Below are 15,210 nucleotides of genomic sequence, written 5' to 3'. Positions count from 1 at the left end.
CAAAGCGAAATCTTCCTGCTTCAGACTACTTTATTCCTGTTTCACACTAACGCTTGTTTCTCAAGGGTTTAGTCTTGATTAGTTTTGGGTATAAAACTTAAAAACTATGAAAATAAGATTAAACCTAAAGTATGTGCTTGCTTTCCTGCTGCTTACAATGCTGGCAGGATTGTCGCATGAGATGGTGCACCACGTAGCGGGTGCGGCTATCTGTGGCTGCTGGGGCTACAAAACCTTTAACTCCTTTGTGCTTTGTTCTTCCTGCGAAGGTAATCCATACAGTTTCTGGGCAACAATAGCCGGGCCTGCCTTTACCTTTGGCCTGATGTGGTTTGGCTGGTACCAACTGCGCCAACCTGATCATAAGAACAAGCAGCTTGGCTTTGCCTTGATCTTTGCTAACTTCCCTATCAATAGAATTGCTTTTGCCTTTATGGGAGCCAATGATGAGCAGTGGGTGGCCAGGCAGCTTTATGGAGATTCTCAGGTTGCTTTCTGGGTTACCATTCTCCTGATTCTAATATGTACTGTTCCTCCACTGACGGCCGCTTTTCTGCAGATCGAAAACCGTCGCCGCTGGCTATGGTTTTTGGGCTTCTTTACACTACCATTTGTGTTCGTTATACTTTTTGCGGGTCTGTTTTTGGAAGAGTACCTGCTGCTGAAGTTACAGTTCCTGAGCCAGCCTATACTTGGTATACCTTACTTACTGGTGCTCGTGGAGGTGCTATGCGTGGTTGGCTACAGCCTGACTAAAAAATTTCTTTATACTTCTCCGGCAACTAGGAGCCAACCTGGTGGCAGACTGGTACAAGCATAAAATCTGAATTTTTGCTAACTTGAACAGAATAGTTACAGGGCCTGAAGATCGTATAATTCTTATCGTAGGTGCCGGCCATGTAAAATACCTGCGAGATTTAATTAAAGAGTCGCCGGACCTGGAATATGTGGAGGTGAATGATTATCTGAAGCCTGTGCAGGCAAAGAGAATGCAACAAAACAAAAAATCCTGATTATGCTGAATACCCGAAGGCTCCGGTTTATTAGCTCACTGTTTATTGCAGCCTTGCTGTCGGTGGTAGCGTTTGCAGCTAGCTACCTGGAGCCTTCGGAATTTAGCGTTTGGGTATTTTTGGTGCTTACAGCTTTTCTGTTTCTTATCTGGGAGTGGGCAGTTTGGGTTTCGGGTAAGTTGGACAAGACCGTTTTGTGGTCGGAGGGGTTGGGTAAAAGATTGTTTCTGCAGTTGTTTTATACTTGCCTCGGCGCGCTGGTAGTTTGCAACATTCCCTATGGGATTTACAAGTGGTACAGTATTACGTACCTGGAAACACCTGGAAGTATAGGTTCGATTGGCTACGTATTGCTGATGGTAAATGGCTACGTTCTTATTTTTGCCTTTCTGGTGACAGGCTTGCAATTGAGCTTATACTTTATGGAAAAGTGGAAAGATGCTAAACTAGAGACAGAACAGCTCCAGAAAGAAACGGTAAAAGCCCAGCTTGATGCCATCAGAAGCCAGATAGATCCACACTTTCTGTTCAATAACTTTAATACACTTTACGGTCTGATACAGGAGTCGCCGAAGCTGGCAGGGGAGTACCTGCTGCAGTTATCAGATATCTACCGTTACATTCTGCAGCACAGAGAGCAGGAAGTGGTGCCCCTTCACGAAGAGGTAGAGCTGGCAAAGTCTTACTTGTTCCTGCTGCAAAACCGTTATGGAAAAGCCCTGGACGTAGACTGGAGTTTAAATGCAGGAGATACACCTTTTTACCTGCCACCGCTGACACTGCAAATGCTGCTGGAAAACGCCATCAAGCACAACAGCATAGAAGAGGAAGAGCCATTACGCATCTGGATAAGTATTAAAAATGATGGATACCTGGAGGTTAGTAATTCGGTGAAGAAGCGCGACGATGTACCCTCTACAAAATTAGGACTTCAGCAACTGCAGCAGCGCCTGGGTTACCTGACCGACAAAGCGATGCAGGTAACGGAAGAGATGCAGTTGTACAAAGTACGCGTACCACTTCTAACTTTGAGCTCATGAAAGTGTTGATCGTAGAGGACGAGCAGGTAGCCGCACGAACGCTTAAGAACTTGCTGCTACAGCTAGAACCGCAGGTGGAAATTGCTGCTGTGTTACCCACTGTGAAAAAAACAGTAGATTTCCTGCAAGCTGACCCACAGCTAGACCTGATCTTTTTTGATATACACTTAGCAGATGGTTCTGCCTTTAAGGTGTTTGAGCAGGTGATACCACAAGCTGCAATAGTGTTTACCACAGCCTTTGATGCCTATGCCGTAAAAGCCTTTGAACTGAACAGCCTGGACTACCTGCTCAAGCCAATCCGTTCAGATCGTTTGCAGCAAACATTAACACGCTTTAAACAACAGCGGGAGACATTTACTGCACCCATGCTGCACAAGCTGGAGTCGGTTCTTAACAGCCTGCAGCAGCCACAGGAGAAGTATAAAAGCCGGTTTCTGGTAAAAGCCGGATCAAAGCTACTGCCGATAGAAATAGGACAGGTAGCCTACTTTTACCGTGATGAAGAGGTAGTACACTTAATGACGTTTGGAGGAAGGCGCTACAGTGTAAACTACAGTTTAGAGGAGCTGGAAAGCATGCTTGATCCTAAGTCTTTTTTTCGCCTCAATCGCCAAACAATCACAAACTTTCATGCGCTTGCCGAGATCCACAGCTATTTTAAAGGGAAACTGAAGATCGAATTGAAGCCTGCTGCTTCTCAGGAGGTAATTGTTAGCCAGGAACGTGCACCAATGTTTAAAGAGTGGCTGGAGGGGGAGAGGTAAAAGGTCTGATGGTCAGACCGCAGGCTTAGTCAAAATTTATACCTTACCTGTGCCTTTAAATCAGATCTTCTGGGGCCCTCAATCGTCTCTAAACCAGATCCAATGCTGTCCTGATTGCGGTAGTGCGTCATGCCATATTTAATCCACACATCCAGATTCCGAAGCAGCCTGAACTGTAACAAAGCATACATTCTGGTTCCTCTGCCGCTAAAGGCCGGAATAGAGAAGGCATACAGCACGTCGCGCTCGTAAACGTACTGCCGGGTATCGTAGCTGTCCGTATCGAAGATAGCATAGCGAGTGCTGAGGCGTACATTTCCCCAGTTAAAATTGATATCCTGTGCAATGAGATATCCTGTTTCCTGTGGCGACTCCTGTTCATAGCTGCTAAACTGTACCCGTGACTTCAGAACCACAGTTTTGATGGGGGCAAATTCATAGTACAGCAAATAATTCCGGCGGAGTGTCTGTGCCACATAATCAAGGCTAGTACTATTGTCTGCGGCATTAAGACCTTTGCTCTCTGTTCTGAACTGAGCATACAAACTGCCTTGGCGACTAGGTTTAAAAAGTAACCGTACCAGGTATTCATCACCATAGGAGGGAGCATCTATCCGGTATCGTAGCCATGGAAACTTGAACCGGTCATAGTAGGCTGTAATTTCCCATTTTGGCAGGGGTTTTATTTTCACACCTGTATACAATCCTTGTTCATTTATGTTACGGGTAGCCTCACCAAAAGCGCCTCCATAAAAGGTGTGGAAATTACGGGCATAGTACCGGTATAGCATCGCAAATTCCACTTTATTTGATAAGTTGGCGATTAAGCCATTAACAGTACCTGTGCCTCCGCTTTTACTCACAGCTGTTTCACCAAATAAATACACATTCTGCCAGGTATAACTGTAGTTTGTGCCGATGTTGAAATTGCTGGTGCCGTTAAACTCAAACCTTTGATAAGGTGCTCCTGCTTTTCGTACTTGAGCATTATAATGGGTGCCGGAAGCGGTAAGACCGGCAGTGAATCTATTGTTGGTTGATTGATAGCTTAGATTGCTTCCGTAGATCTGCTCCCGTACCTGGTCCTTATTGGACAGCTCTGTAGCAGTTCTGTGAAAGCCCGTTGTTTGGAAGCCGGTGAAAAAGTCACTGCGTAGGGCTGAGGTGTCCGGTTGCGTTTGCAGGTTAGCATCAATGCGTTTGTTAGAATAAAACAAGGTAGCATCTACTCTGCCCAAGTTATATGTTACTGCTCCGCCCCGGAAAAAAGCATACTCTAACACTGAACTGTAGGGCCGGATGCCAAGGTTGGATCTGCTTACTGTTGTGATTGTTTCACTGCCCTTGCCCACGCTGTAACCGGAAGAAAACAGCAGACCTTGCCCGAACTGCAGCTGATAATCACCTATAGCAATTGTTTTGAACCTGTCTTTATTGTAAAGCTGCAGATGTGCTGAATAAAAGTCAAAGCCATAGCGCCTGGTGTTTTTGTCCCAAGCGAATTGTTCACCTGCATCTTTTTCTGCTGTAACACCGAAGCTATAGTCACGGGTGTGGCTGGTGCGGTAACGGAGATAAAGTTTTTCGGGAGAACCAAGATAACGACTGGTGGACCGGCTGTTCGTATCAACGGGAGTATAGCCCCGCCGCATTTGCAATGTGCGTTCGTAACGTAGTATAAGGGCATTGTTGTCCTCTCCAATCATTCGCTGCCAGAGAGGCCGCTGATCTGAATATAAACCCGCATCCTCAACTTTTACGAAAGGCACAAGCTGATAAATTGTAATCAGGTCAAAGCCCGGAACAGCCTGTAGCTCATAAATGCTAAGCAATTTTCCATTCTCCCTGATGTGCTTAAACAGAGAGGCAATCTGCGGACGTGAAAGTATAAAGAGTGAAGCTAGTTCTTCAGGGTTTGTATTATTAAGGTCGAGAGGGCGCTGGTAATATTGGAGAAGTGTTTCGTAGAAGTCTTCGTAGGGAACGTCATCTTCTTCCTGCAGCGCGAAAAGCTCCTGCACAAACAGGTCAAAGTCTATCTGCTGGCGTGGGTAATCTTGTGCCTCTGCCGGATTGAATACAAAAACAGAAAGCAGGCACAAGAGTAAAATCCGCAACATGGATAGTTTGGGAGTGGCGGGAAAAGAATATTTTGTGCAAGGCATGTACTACCACTACTGCATATCACCTACAAATAGTTACATAGATACCTTCTGTATCTTTCTCTAGGGACATTTGATCGCTTCTCGTAGAAATACTGATCTTTTACTCAGTAGCGCTCCTGTGAAACGCATAACCCACGGAAAGGTGGTGACTTGGGCCTAGTAAAGTTGCAGAGCCAAAGGCATAGTCTATTTTTAGGTGGCGGGCTGTAAATCCTGCACCAAAAGAGGCTTGGTTTGTTAAGGTGTGAAAGCCGGTTCGTAGTACCAGCTTCTCCTGCAGTAATTGATATTCAATTCCAGCTTTGAAGTTTGCATCATAATCGATGTTCTTTTCTGTCTCTACTGCTAATAGCAACTTGTGAAATGGTTTATATGCAAGTCCGGCTTTCATAACAGTCGGCAGACGCTCATCCTCAAAAGCAGATAATTTTGCCTGGTTTAGATTATAGGCCTTAGCGCCAAAATATAGTCCGGGTATGATTTCGGCTTGACCACCAACAGATAGGGCTAACGCTTTTTGGTTCCCATACCCTTTTACAGATACCTGCCACACGTCCAGCTTTGCACCTAAACTAAATTGCCCTAGCTTATGCCCTATGCCTAAGCCCAGGTGCTGCTGACTGAAAAGCTCATCCCCAAACCTGCTTATACTCAACCCATAGCTGCCATATTGTTTTGTTGGATATACTGCCGCGAAGGCGGCAGTAGTAAAAGCTTGAACACCAAATCTATTCTCCATATAGACTCCAATCTGTGGTTGCTCGAGACTAGCAACGCCAGCTATATTATTGTGCACAGCCCACAAATCAGGTAAAGTGACAGAAGCATTCCCTAGGGCAGCTGCACGGGCACCAATGGGAGTGTCTGCCTGCGCAAATGCAAGGTACGGGTATAGGCACGTTATCAGTAGAAGTAAATAATTCTTGTAGTCGTTCAATTCAAGGTTTTTCAGCTTTTAAGTATAGACTACGGGGTAACAAGGTTTAGGTGGTAATTTGATGGTTTTATGAGAGAGAACGTTTTCCTTTAAATAGAAAAAGGCGCCGGAAATCTCCAGCGCCTTTTCCTATGAAATAAAAGCTTTAATTAGTCTTTTACTTGCAGCTTCACTTTCGCGTCGCCTTTTTTCTTCTCGATCTTAAACTCTGTTTTACCAGCACGAAGCTTCTCATTAGCCTCCTGCATGGTAGCTTCCAGTAATATTGCTTGAGGGGTCTCTGGTACTACTCCTGCTGCAGCTGCATCACCAGCTCCCGGGCTGTCACTCTTCACAATGGTCATTTCATTGATCAGGTTCTGAGCACCTGCATACTTGTCAACGATGAACAGCACATAACGGGCATCCATGTTGATGGTACGCTTATAAGCCGGGTCATAAACAAGGTCACCTGTCATAGCTTCCCAGTTACCGTCAAAAGCAAGGCCGATTAATTCACCTTTGCCGTTGATCACCGGAGAACCAGAGTTACCACCTGTAATGTCGTTGTCGGTGATGAAGTCGGTTACCAGCTCTCCTTTAGAGTTAGCATAGCGGCCATAATCTTTAGCCTGGTAAAGTTGCTTAAGCTTAGCTGGTACAATAAACTCCTCGTTATTTGGATCTTCTTTGGCCATTACACCATCCAATGTAGTATAGTAGTTATAAACCACACCGTCCTGTGGGCTATAGTCCTTCACAGCACCGTAGCTTAGGCGCAGCGTAGAGTTAGCATCAGGATAGAAAACTTTGTCAGGGTGCATTTGACGCAGGCCAGCAACATACAGACGATTTGCTCTTTCAAGTTTCGCATTGCTTTCTGCAACTGCAGGAGCAATGTTATTTCTGTAGTTATCGATGATTGAGTTCACAATGGTGAAAGCCGGATCATTCTCCAACGCTTTCTGCGTTGGGTTCTGCAGGAAGTTGCGCAGTTTCTGCTCAGTAGTCACTACAGAGTTGCTGTATACGTGGTCAGCCAGCTTGTCAAAGTTTCCATTAAACTTCTTCACCATGTTCTTGAAAGCATCTGGCTGCTGATCTTTCGGAATATCGTTGTAGTAGTACTTTAGCAGGGCAGCAAACACCTTCTTGTCAACCGGCATGTAGTAATCCTTAAAGAAGGCATCCACACGTGGTTTCAGGTCTTCAACAGCTTTCTGTGCAGCTTCTTTGTTACCTGATTTCAAGGTATTGTAAAGTGGCATCAGGCGGTAAGCCATCAAAAGAGACTCAGTGCCAAGCACAGCTTCGTTCAGGTACACGTTGCCCAGGTTATACTTCTCAATGTTAGCGTAAGCATCAGCAATATCGCTTAGTACATTCCCAAAGGTAGCCTTACGGGTAGCATCGGCGTTAGCCCAGTTCTGGAACTTGTCCTCGTCGGCAATCTTGCCTTCTATGGTCTTCATACGCTTGATACCTTCGTTCTGGCCGATTGAGTACTTATAGTAGTTAGCAGTAGAAGCATACTTAGAAGCATACTTGATGCGTGTAGCAGGATCTTTGTCCATGTCTGCCTTCCATAGGTTCAGCTTGTCGTTACGCAGTTTAATGCGTGAATTATTCAACTGATTTACTTCCAGCTTAAGTCCATGAGACGTCATGAAACGCTTTGTACGTCCAGGGAAACCAAACACCATAGAGAAGTCACCAGGCTCTCTGTCACCGATGTTTATCGGCAGGTGATGCTTCGGCTTATAAGGTACGTTCTCTTTGCTGTAAGCGGCAGGAGAGCCATCTGGTGCCATGTACACACGGAACATAGAAAAGTCACCAGTGTGACGTGGCCACATCCAGTTATCAGTGTCGCCACCGAACTTACCGATAGATGATGGAGGAGTACCTACCAAACGCACATCGTTGTAACGATTGTACACGAACAGGTAGAACTCATTGCCGTTGAAGAAGTCACGCACATACGTAACATACTTGCCGTTTTCAGAAGCTTCCTTGGCTATAGCCTGCATACGCTGGTTTACCAGTTTCTGGCGCTCCTGCTCGGACGTGTTGTTGTCGATGCCCTCAAGTACCTTGCCTGTTACATCATCCATGTGGTGCAGGATGTCAACAAAAAGGCCTTCGTTTGGAAGCTCCTGGTCTTTTGAAGTAGCCCAGAAACCATCTGTCAGATAGTCATGCTCCGGTGTAGAGTGGGACTGAATAGCACCATAACCACAGTGGTGGTTTGTTAGCAACAGGCCTTCCGGAGAGATGAATTCACCAGTACAGAAACCACCGAACTGCACGATAGCATCTTTAAGGCTGGATTTGTTAACGGAATAAATTTCTTCGGCAGTAAGCTGTAAACCTTGCTTTTGCATGTCTGTGTAATTCAGACGCTTAATAAGCATCGGTAGCCACATACCTTCGTCTGCTTTGGCGGCAAATGGCGCACTAAGCGAGACTAAAAGTAAGAGTGAAAGGATTCTTTTTAACATGAATGTTTGTTTAGATGAGTTAAACTATCGCAAATTTAATAAAATATTGCAGCTCCTAACAGCCGTTAGGGTACTTTAAGCTTTGCAAAAATCTTACCATGACCTGGATCGTTAAAAAAATAGTGCTGGCAATCATCTGGATTTATCAACATATGATATCACCACTGACTCCCGCCGCCTGTCGGTATACCCCCACCTGCTCTACTTATGCGGTGCAGGCAGTTAATAAGTATGGACCCTTTAAAGGGGGTTGGATGGCGCTAAAGCGAATTGGCCGTTGCCACCCATGGGGCGGAAGTGGCTATGATCCGGTGAAGTAACTCTTTTGATGTTCTACTTAACAGGCTCTTTATTCAATTTGAGTGGCTTTATCGGAAGTTCTTTAGCGTAAGTATATATTTTTCCAATGTTAGTCTAAAGGACTACAACCTCATTTGAGCATATGGTTATTTTTAAGGATATTTAGAAAATAATATTGTTCCTTATTTAATCCCTATGCTTCTAACTTTACTCTCGCATCAGTGGAAAGCAAGCAGTCGCTCTTCCGTGTTTCAGAAGAGCATTGCACTAAACATTATCATAGGCTTGCTGATCCTTTATTTTGGTGCTATTTTTCTGGTTCTCGGTTTTGCATCCAAAAAAATCCTTCTGGGACTGTTCCCAAACGAAAATCCAGTCATTGTTTTCAACGGGGGACTGATTTTTTATTTTCTAGTTGATTTATTTTTTCGCTTCCTGCTGCAGGAATTGCCGGTTTTAGCTGTTCAGCCCTACCTGCATTTGCCTGTCCGAAAAAATAAGCTCATTCATTTTGTGCTTGTGAAGTCGCTTCCGAGTATGTTCAACCTCATCTTTCTGCTGGTCTTTGTGCCTTTTCTTATTAATGCGGTAATGCCAGCCTATGGTATAGGTGCGGGGCTGGCTTGGCTGTTTGCTATTCTCTGCCTTACCCTCTCCAATAATTTTCTGTCGTTATACTTCAAACGCCAGCTAAGCAATAAACCAATGCTCACATTAGCTTTTGGGGTAGTGGTGGCTGGCTTAATGTTACTGGATTATGTTGGTGCATTTTCGCTCGTTACAATCTCAAAAGCTGTTTTCGGAGCTGTATTAAGCCAGCCCTGGTTAGCTGTAGTGCCTCTTTTTTTTGTGATTGGTTTATACCTGCTTAACTATAGTTTCCTGAAAGCGCACACTTACCCGGAAGAGCTAGCGGTGCATAAGACAACACAGGTAGAGGGGAAAGGTATTGCCTTTCTGAGCCGCTTTGGTGAATTAGGAAAGTTGATTGAGCTGGAGCTAAAACTTATTTGGCGACATAAGCGATCTAAGTCATTGGTTACCATGTCTGTCTTTTTCCTGTTCTACGGACTGATTTTTTACCGGAACCAGACATACATGGATGGCTTTGCAGTGCTGATTTTTGTAGGTATCATGCTGACGGGCATGCCTATGTTCAACTACGGTCAGTTTGTGCCGAGCTGGCAGAGTGGCCACTTCGACGCCATACTTACCCGGCGTATTTCGCCTTATCAGTTTTATGCGTCTAAGTTCTGGATCTTTGTACCGGTTGCCACGCTTGCATACCTGATTACACTTCCTTACGGATTCTTCGGGTATAAAATCATCCTTATAAACACGGCTGCCTTTCTTTTTAACATTGGCGTGAACGTGTTCATCATTTTCTTCTTTTCGGTATACAACACCAGCCGTCTGGACCTGAGCAAGGGCTCTGCCTTTAACTGGCAAGGAGTAGGTGCTTCACGTTTTGTAATGATGTTGCCAATGATGCTTCTGCCTGTTCTGATCTATTTACCTTTTAAGTATATGGGGGTTCCTTACATTGGCGTTGCTGCCATCGGATTGCTGGGCCTGATCGGATTTATTTTCCAAAAACAGTTGCTGCAGTGGTCTGCCAACTGGTTCCTGAGACACAAGTATAAATTGGCAACAGGCTTCCGGCAAGCTTAAAAACATCTTTCCTATAAAGTATAAGTCATCTAAAGGTTAAATCACTCCAACAAATGATAGCGATAAAAAATATTGAAAAAGTTTACAGCGGCAAGACGGTTGTTAATGTTCCCGAACTGAATATTTCACCTGGTGAGGCAGTAGGGCTGGTGGGTAACAACGGGGCAGGAAAAACTACGCTCTTTCGCATGATGCTTGACCTTATTAGACCTACAAAAGGGGAGGTGTACTCAAAAGGAGTAAATGTGGCTAAATCGGAAGAATGGAAGAACTATACCGGATCGCATCTAGACGAAGGTTTTCTGATTGACTACCTAACAGCCGAGGAGTATTTTAAATTTATTGGAGACCTGCACGGCCTAACAAATGGGGACATTACAGAGCGACTGTTACCATTTACGGACTTATTTAACGATGAGATTTTAAACCAAAAGAAATACATTCGTGATTTCTCAAAAGGGAATCAGAAAAAAATAGGTATCGCTGCGGCTGCTCTTTCAAACCCAGAGTTACTCATACTGGATGAACCATTTGCTAACCTGGATCCAAGTTCTCAGATCAGGTTAAAGAACCTGCTGAGAAAGGTGCGTGAGCAGAAACAAATAACCATGTTTATTTCCAGCCACGATCTAAGTCATGTAATAGAAGTATGTGAACGTATTATGATTCTGGAAAAAGGGGAGTTGGTGCAGGATATGAAAACAAACGAGAACACACTTCGTGAATTGGAGACTTATTTCACCGTGTGAGCCAATGTTATATGAACACAAAAGGCCCCTCTGCATCTACTAGAGGGGCCTTTTGTGTTGTCAAAGCCAGGCTGTCTACTCCGTTACTCTCTTTATCCAGTTCGAAATAGTCTCCAGTGCCACTGGTGCGAATGTCTCCTCTAACTGCCCGTACTCTGCCGGTGAGCCGCTCCTGGAGGTTTGGAAGAGGTGGTTAAGCTGAGGGAGCTCTTTAACCAAATATCTTTTATTGCCTCCTGCCTTCAGGGCTTTCTCTGCGGCTGCTAAATTTTGCTGATAGGGCACCTGTAAATCCTTAGTTCCGTTAAGTACTAACACCGGCATCTTTAACTTCTGAAGAGTTGGGGCAGGATCATACGCGAGATAATAGCGCATCCAGGGGGAACTGAGCTGAGCTACTATAGTTTGTTCTGCTTTGTCTGTAAGACCTAGCTGTTGTTGTTCCTCTACATTCATTTGAGCTTTAGCTTCCTGATCAAGCTTCCTGATCCGCTCAGCAGCTTTAGTCACATCTTTCTCTGATGCCGCTACCTTAAACTGTGCCTCTCGTAGGGCCAGATATTTTTGTAGTTGTTCTTGTGGCACACCTGCGGTTTCTAGCAAAGCTTTATTCTGTGCTACCAGTAGTTCAGTGCCTGGAACGGCGTTACCGGCCATCAATACTACAAAAGCTGCCTCAGGATTTTTGGCAGCAACGTTTGCTGCTACCAAAGCTCCTTCGCTATGACCAACTAAGCCAACCTTCTTTTTATTAATGCTGCTGTGGTTCTTCAGGTACTCAAAAGCCGCAGTGGCATCAGAGGCAAAGTCTTCTGTGGTAGCAGTATTAAAGTCGCCACCGGATTTTCCCACACCCCTGTCATCCAGGCGAAGTACGGCGAATCCTTGGCGGGTTAAGTAATCAGAGATCACCAGGAAAGGTTTATGGCCCATTATTGTCTGATCCCGGTCCTGAGGTCCGGAGCCAGTAATAAGTAGTACTGCAGGGTGTGGACCCTTTGTTCTGGGTATTGTAAGGGTGCCTGCCAACTTAATTCCAGCGGTCTTATTTTCCACAGTTACTTCAGTGCTTTGGTAAGGGAAAGGCTCCTTTGGTTCTTGGGGTCGGTTTGTAGCCGCTGTAGTAGTACCTTTTTTAAGTTGTAGTGGAAAAGATTGCCCCCCTTGTTTCCAATTACCTTCTATTGTCTCAGTACCTGTTAGTTTCCCTTCATAGCTTCCTCCAATTGCTTTCATATCAATAAAAAGACTGTCTTTAACTAACTTAACTGATTGTACCGGTATACCTGTGGCGCCTTGTTTTGGGCTGTCCATCGTTGCAGACAGGCTGCCATTCGGATCTGTTTTAATATGAAAGATGATAGGAAGCGCAGTGCCCATCACGTTAAGGGAGCCACTCCAGTCACCGGTTACTCTTACTGCTTGCTGTGCTAGTGCGGCTGCGTGTATTGTGAGTATTAGCACCAGAGGAAATAAAAATCTGTTCATAGTATTAAGTTTTATTATCCGGTTGAATAAACTTTAGTTATCTGGCTACCTGTTCCCTTTTGAACTCTAAGAAGGAATATAGCACAGGAATTACAACAATTACGGCAACAATGCTTAGAAAAATAGTTTCTCTTAGCGCATTGTCAGAGATGAGGGGTAGTAGTGCCATCAGGATTCCTCCTATTAGCCAAAGGCGTCCTCCCACTCTGTGGGTTTTGCGCCAAACGTTTTCACTCTCCAGTGTCCATGGCGTTCTGATCCCTATGAAATAGTTCGGTTTTACAGCCTGAAAGTAATTGCCCAGAGCAGCGAAAAGAGTACCTATCAGAACAAGCATAATATTGTGGTTTAGGCCGTTTTCAGATGCTGCACTATGAACAATAAAGAGAGAAAGTGCAGACATGAACAGCACTAATATAAGCCGCAGGTTTACATACTTGTCGCCCATTCCTTCTATCCTTCTTTTAGGGTCTATGGCAGGTATGAGCAACATGATCAGGTTAATGCCGACTGTAGTAAATAGGGTAATGCCTACAAGCCAAGGCTTGCTTGCCCAACCGTTCGCCTCTCCCTGTAAGTTAAAGTGAACAGGAACTCGCTCTGGTAGTTGCTCCCACATAATCCACAAGTAAACCAGTGGTATCAGTGCTATGGCCCATGTAATAAGTTCAGTAGAAAGCTTTGCCTTTTTCATCCTGTCATTCCTTTAAGGTTATAATCCAGCTTAGAAGATCATCCAAGACTGTGGTGTTGAGTGCGTATATAACGAATTGTCCCTTTTTCTCCGATGTCACTAGTCCAGCCTGGTTCAAAATATCCAGGTGGTGTGAAATGCTCGGCTTCGTTATATTAAATGCATTGGCTATTTCGCCTGCGGTCATATCTTTTTCCTTTAGCAGGTTTAATATCTCACGCCGGGTTGGGTCGTTTAGCGCCTTAAATAGCTGATTCACCAGATTGTTTAAACATTTAGACAAATATCTAAATATTATTTTTATGAGCAACTATTTCGTGTTGTTAATTTAGTAACATACGGGTTAAAAATTGAACAATAGGTTGTGGTTCGTCTTTTTATAAGCTTTCTTTCCAAGCTAAATGGCTTGCCTTTACTATGGGTGCACTACTTCTGAATACTATTTATCCATTATTTTGTAGGGTTGGATTTAGTTTTAATGAACAGAATGTCAGGAGCTACGGGAAGATTTGTTGAAATGTATTGGTTATCTTTGTCGGTTAAATTTAGTGATATATGAGAAGAGGAGTCACATTTTTAGCTTTTACTGCGCTGTTTATGACTATAGCCTGCTCACAGGCACCACAAGAGAAGAGAGATGCTAGCACTAGTGAAGTGGTGAACAATGAATATGTGGCAAGCATTGATCGATGGCACTCCGAGCGGGAAGAGGACTTGCAGAAAAAAGACGGTTGGTTAGCCTTGGCCGGGCTTTACTGGCTTGAGCCGGGTATAAATAGCTTTGGCAGCGCAAAGGGTAATAGTATTGTGTTCCCTTTTGATAAAATTGCTCCGGTGGCAGGTAACTTTATCCTTGATGGCGATGTCGTAAGGCTTCAGGTCAGAGAGGGTATTGCTATAGAACACAATGGAAAGCCAGTGCAGCAGCAAGATGTAGTGTATTCTTCTGAGATGAAACAACCGCCTCTGTTAACCCATGGTTCTTTACAGTGGGTGGTTATTAAGCGAGGCGAAAAGTATGGCGTTCGCTTATGGGATGCTGAAAGTGAGGCGCGTAAGGCTTTTGCAGGAATAAAGCGGTTTCCTGTACAGCAGGAGTGGAAGCTGGAGGCAAGGCTGGAGCGGCATCCACTGCCAAAGCAAATAGCTATTACCAACGTGCTGGGACAAACTTCGAGTGAGCCATCACCGGGAGCAGTGGTGTTTACATTAAATGGCCAGCAGTACCGTTTGGATGCGTTGGAAGAAGGGGAGGAGCTGTTTATTATTTTCGCAGATAAAACCAATGGTAGTGAGACATACGGATCAGGACGCTATCTGTATATGCCCAAACCTGGGCCTGATGGTAAGACAGTTATTGACTTTAATAAAGCTTATAACCCGCCATGTGCATTCACTGGTTATGCTACCTGTCCGCTACCCCCGAAGCAAAACTTCCTGCCACTGAATGTAACTGCCGGTGAAAAAGTTTATTATTCCTCTTATTGACAGTGTATGTTGTTGATTTCAAGATGCTAATATGTTGAGTGTGCTTGTTGGATCTTTAGGGATATAAACCTGAAGAGGATTTTTTTCTGTTTTAACATCTAGCACTTTTCCGTTAAAATTTGTATCTTCGTTTCAGGCAGTGCAAAAATGATTTTTATTTGCTTCCCTGGCTCCCTTTCGCCTTCAAGAAAATAAAACGTGCTGTACCATTCACCTAATAAACTGGCTACAGTAGGTACCTTTTTGGAATACCTCTAAAATGTTTTAACAAAGGGGTTTATTCGCTGTTTCTTTACTGGGAGTGAATATTCTGAGAAGGTATTCGGGAATCTTTTTTGCTTCTAAAGCTTTATAAAAATGTTCTTTCTTTGATTGTGGCTGTGGCTATGCACAGCAGGATTGCATGGGAAAGTGCTAT

The 15,210-nt window shown here is 44.4% G+C and carries 14 protein-coding genes; 8 read left to right on the top strand and 6 right to left on the bottom strand.

Translation table 11 applies throughout. The features are described from left to right. Positions 1-106 precede the first annotated feature (106 nt). From ACFSRY_RS11900 to ACFSRY_RS11885, 4 genes are read left to right on the top strand one after another with little or no spacing between them, the layout of a single operon-like run. Entirely contained in the window at positions 107-820 is a 714-nt protein-coding gene (locus ACFSRY_RS11900) for a hypothetical protein (protein ID WP_377507441.1), read from the top strand. Positions 821-839: 19 nt separating this feature from the next. Further along, on the top strand, positions 840-1,013 hold the full coding sequence (locus tag ACFSRY_RS11895) for a DUF5694 domain-containing protein (protein ID WP_377507437.1): 174 nt from the start codon (positions 840-842) through the stop codon (positions 1,011-1,013). Positions 1,014-1,015: 2 nt separating this feature from the next. Further along, positions 1,016-2,053 carry a sensor histidine kinase gene (locus ACFSRY_RS11890; protein ID WP_377507434.1) on the top strand — a complete coding sequence of 346 codons (1,038 nt, stop codon included), beginning with the start codon at positions 1,016-1,018 and terminating at the stop codon, positions 2,051-2,053. Further along, positions 2,050-2,820: a LytR/AlgR family response regulator transcription factor gene (locus ACFSRY_RS11885; RefSeq protein ID WP_377507431.1), complete on the top strand. Its 771-nt coding sequence runs from the start codon at positions 2,050-2,052 to the stop codon at positions 2,818-2,820. The genes ACFSRY_RS11890 and ACFSRY_RS11885 overlap by 4 nt, the downstream gene beginning before the upstream one ends. A gap of 29 nt (positions 2,821-2,849) precedes the next feature. Here ACFSRY_RS11885 and ACFSRY_RS11880 read toward each other — a convergent pair whose 3' ends face one another. From ACFSRY_RS11880 to ACFSRY_RS11870, 3 genes are all read right to left on the bottom strand, one after another. Further along, on the bottom strand, positions 2,850-4,940 hold the full coding sequence (locus tag ACFSRY_RS11880) for a hypothetical protein (protein ID WP_377507428.1): 2,091 nt from the start codon (positions 4,938-4,940) through the stop codon (positions 2,850-2,852). Between the two features lie 145 nt (positions 4,941-5,085). Further along, positions 5,086-5,922 carry a hypothetical protein gene (locus ACFSRY_RS11875; RefSeq protein WP_377507425.1) on the bottom strand — a complete coding sequence of 279 codons (837 nt, stop codon included), beginning with the start codon at positions 5,920-5,922 and terminating at the stop codon, positions 5,086-5,088. Between the two features lie 149 nt (positions 5,923-6,071). Further along, positions 6,072-8,402, bottom strand: a complete 2,331-nt coding sequence (locus tag ACFSRY_RS11870) for a S46 family peptidase (RefSeq protein WP_377507422.1) — start codon at positions 8,400-8,402, stop codon at positions 6,072-6,074. Positions 8,403-8,500: 98 nt separating this feature from the next. Between ACFSRY_RS11870 and yidD the strand changes: the two genes are divergently transcribed. The 3 genes from yidD to ACFSRY_RS11855 all read left to right on the top strand — a co-directional run bounded on the left by yidD (position 8,501) and on the right by ACFSRY_RS11855 (position 11,122). Beyond that, positions 8,501-8,722 carry a membrane protein insertion efficiency factor YidD gene (gene yidD / locus ACFSRY_RS11865; RefSeq protein ID WP_377507419.1) on the top strand — a complete coding sequence of 74 codons (222 nt, stop codon included), beginning with the start codon at positions 8,501-8,503 and terminating at the stop codon, positions 8,720-8,722. 175 nt (positions 8,723-8,897) lie between these two features. Next, complete coding sequence (locus ACFSRY_RS11860) at positions 8,898-10,373, top strand: DUF5687 family protein (RefSeq protein ID WP_377507415.1); 1,476 nt, start codon at positions 8,898-8,900, stop codon at positions 10,371-10,373. 53 nt (positions 10,374-10,426) lie between these two features. Then, positions 10,427-11,122: an ABC transporter ATP-binding protein gene (locus ACFSRY_RS11855; protein ID WP_377507412.1), complete on the top strand. Its 696-nt coding sequence runs from the start codon at positions 10,427-10,429 to the stop codon at positions 11,120-11,122. A gap of 75 nt (positions 11,123-11,197) precedes the next feature. Here ACFSRY_RS11855 and ACFSRY_RS11850 read toward each other — a convergent pair whose 3' ends face one another. The 3 genes from ACFSRY_RS11850 to ACFSRY_RS11840 are packed head-to-tail and all read right to left on the bottom strand — an operon-like array spanning position 11,198 to position 13,563. Beyond that, entirely contained in the window at positions 11,198-12,610 is a 1,413-nt protein-coding gene (locus ACFSRY_RS11850) for an alpha/beta hydrolase family protein (RefSeq protein ID WP_377507409.1), read from the bottom strand. Between the two features lie 37 nt (positions 12,611-12,647). Then, a complete protein-coding gene (locus ACFSRY_RS11845; RefSeq protein WP_377507406.1) occupies positions 12,648-13,304 on the bottom strand; it encodes an SdpI family protein in 657 nt (218 codons plus the stop codon). A 4-nt stretch (positions 13,305-13,308) separates the two neighbouring features. Next, the gene (locus tag ACFSRY_RS11840; protein ID WP_377507402.1) at positions 13,309-13,563 is read right to left on the bottom strand and encodes an autorepressor SdpR family transcription factor; all 255 of its coding nucleotides are present in this window, start codon (positions 13,561-13,563) and stop codon (positions 13,309-13,311) included. Positions 13,564-13,859: 296 nt separating this feature from the next. Here ACFSRY_RS11840 and ACFSRY_RS11835 point away from each other — a divergent pair, with 296 nt between their 5' ends. Beyond that, the gene (locus ACFSRY_RS11835) at positions 13,860-14,792 is read left to right on the top strand and encodes a DUF1684 domain-containing protein (protein ID WP_377507399.1); all 933 of its coding nucleotides are present in this window, start codon (positions 13,860-13,862) and stop codon (positions 14,790-14,792) included. Positions 14,793-15,210 lie beyond the last annotated feature (418 nt).

This window comes from Pontibacter locisalis (assembly GCF_042684605.1).
GTDB classification, from domain to species: domain Bacteria; phylum Bacteroidota; class Bacteroidia; order Cytophagales; family Hymenobacteraceae; genus Pontibacter; species Pontibacter locisalis.
This window is presented reverse-complemented; position numbering and strand designations above follow the sequence as displayed.

What these genes read in the sequence shown, in the direction of transcription:
- ACFSRY_RS11850 (WP_377507409.1), bottom strand. Translation starts at nt 12,610, where the DNA reads ATGAACAGATTTTTATTTCCTCTGGTGCTAATACTCACAATACACGCA.
- ACFSRY_RS11890 (WP_377507434.1), top strand. Translation starts at nt 1,016, where the DNA reads ATGCTGAATACCCGAAGGCTCCGGTTTATTAGCTCACTGTTTATTGCA.
- yidD (WP_377507419.1), top strand. Translation starts at nt 8,501, where the DNA reads ATGACCTGGATCGTTAAAAAAATAGTGCTGGCAATCATCTGGATTTAT.
- ACFSRY_RS11855 (WP_377507412.1), top strand. Translation starts at nt 10,427, where the DNA reads ATGATAGCGATAAAAAATATTGAAAAAGTTTACAGCGGCAAGACGGTT.
- ACFSRY_RS11880 (WP_377507428.1), bottom strand. Translation starts at nt 4,940, where the DNA reads ATGTTGCGGATTTTACTCTTGTGCCTGCTTTCTGTTTTTGTATTCAAT.
- ACFSRY_RS11870 (WP_377507422.1), bottom strand. Translation starts at nt 8,402, where the DNA reads ATGTTAAAAAGAATCCTTTCACTCTTACTTTTAGTCTCGCTTAGTGCG.
- ACFSRY_RS11835 (WP_377507399.1), top strand. Translation starts at nt 13,860, where the DNA reads ATGAGAAGAGGAGTCACATTTTTAGCTTTTACTGCGCTGTTTATGACT.
- ACFSRY_RS11845 (WP_377507406.1), bottom strand. Translation starts at nt 13,304, where the DNA reads ATGAAAAAGGCAAAGCTTTCTACTGAACTTATTACATGGGCCATAGCA.
- ACFSRY_RS11900 (WP_377507441.1), top strand. Translation starts at nt 107, where the DNA reads ATGAAAATAAGATTAAACCTAAAGTATGTGCTTGCTTTCCTGCTGCTT.
- ACFSRY_RS11860 (WP_377507415.1), top strand. Translation starts at nt 8,898, where the DNA reads ATGCTTCTAACTTTACTCTCGCATCAGTGGAAAGCAAGCAGTCGCTCT.
- ACFSRY_RS11885 (WP_377507431.1), top strand. Translation starts at nt 2,050, where the DNA reads ATGAAAGTGTTGATCGTAGAGGACGAGCAGGTAGCCGCACGAACGCTT.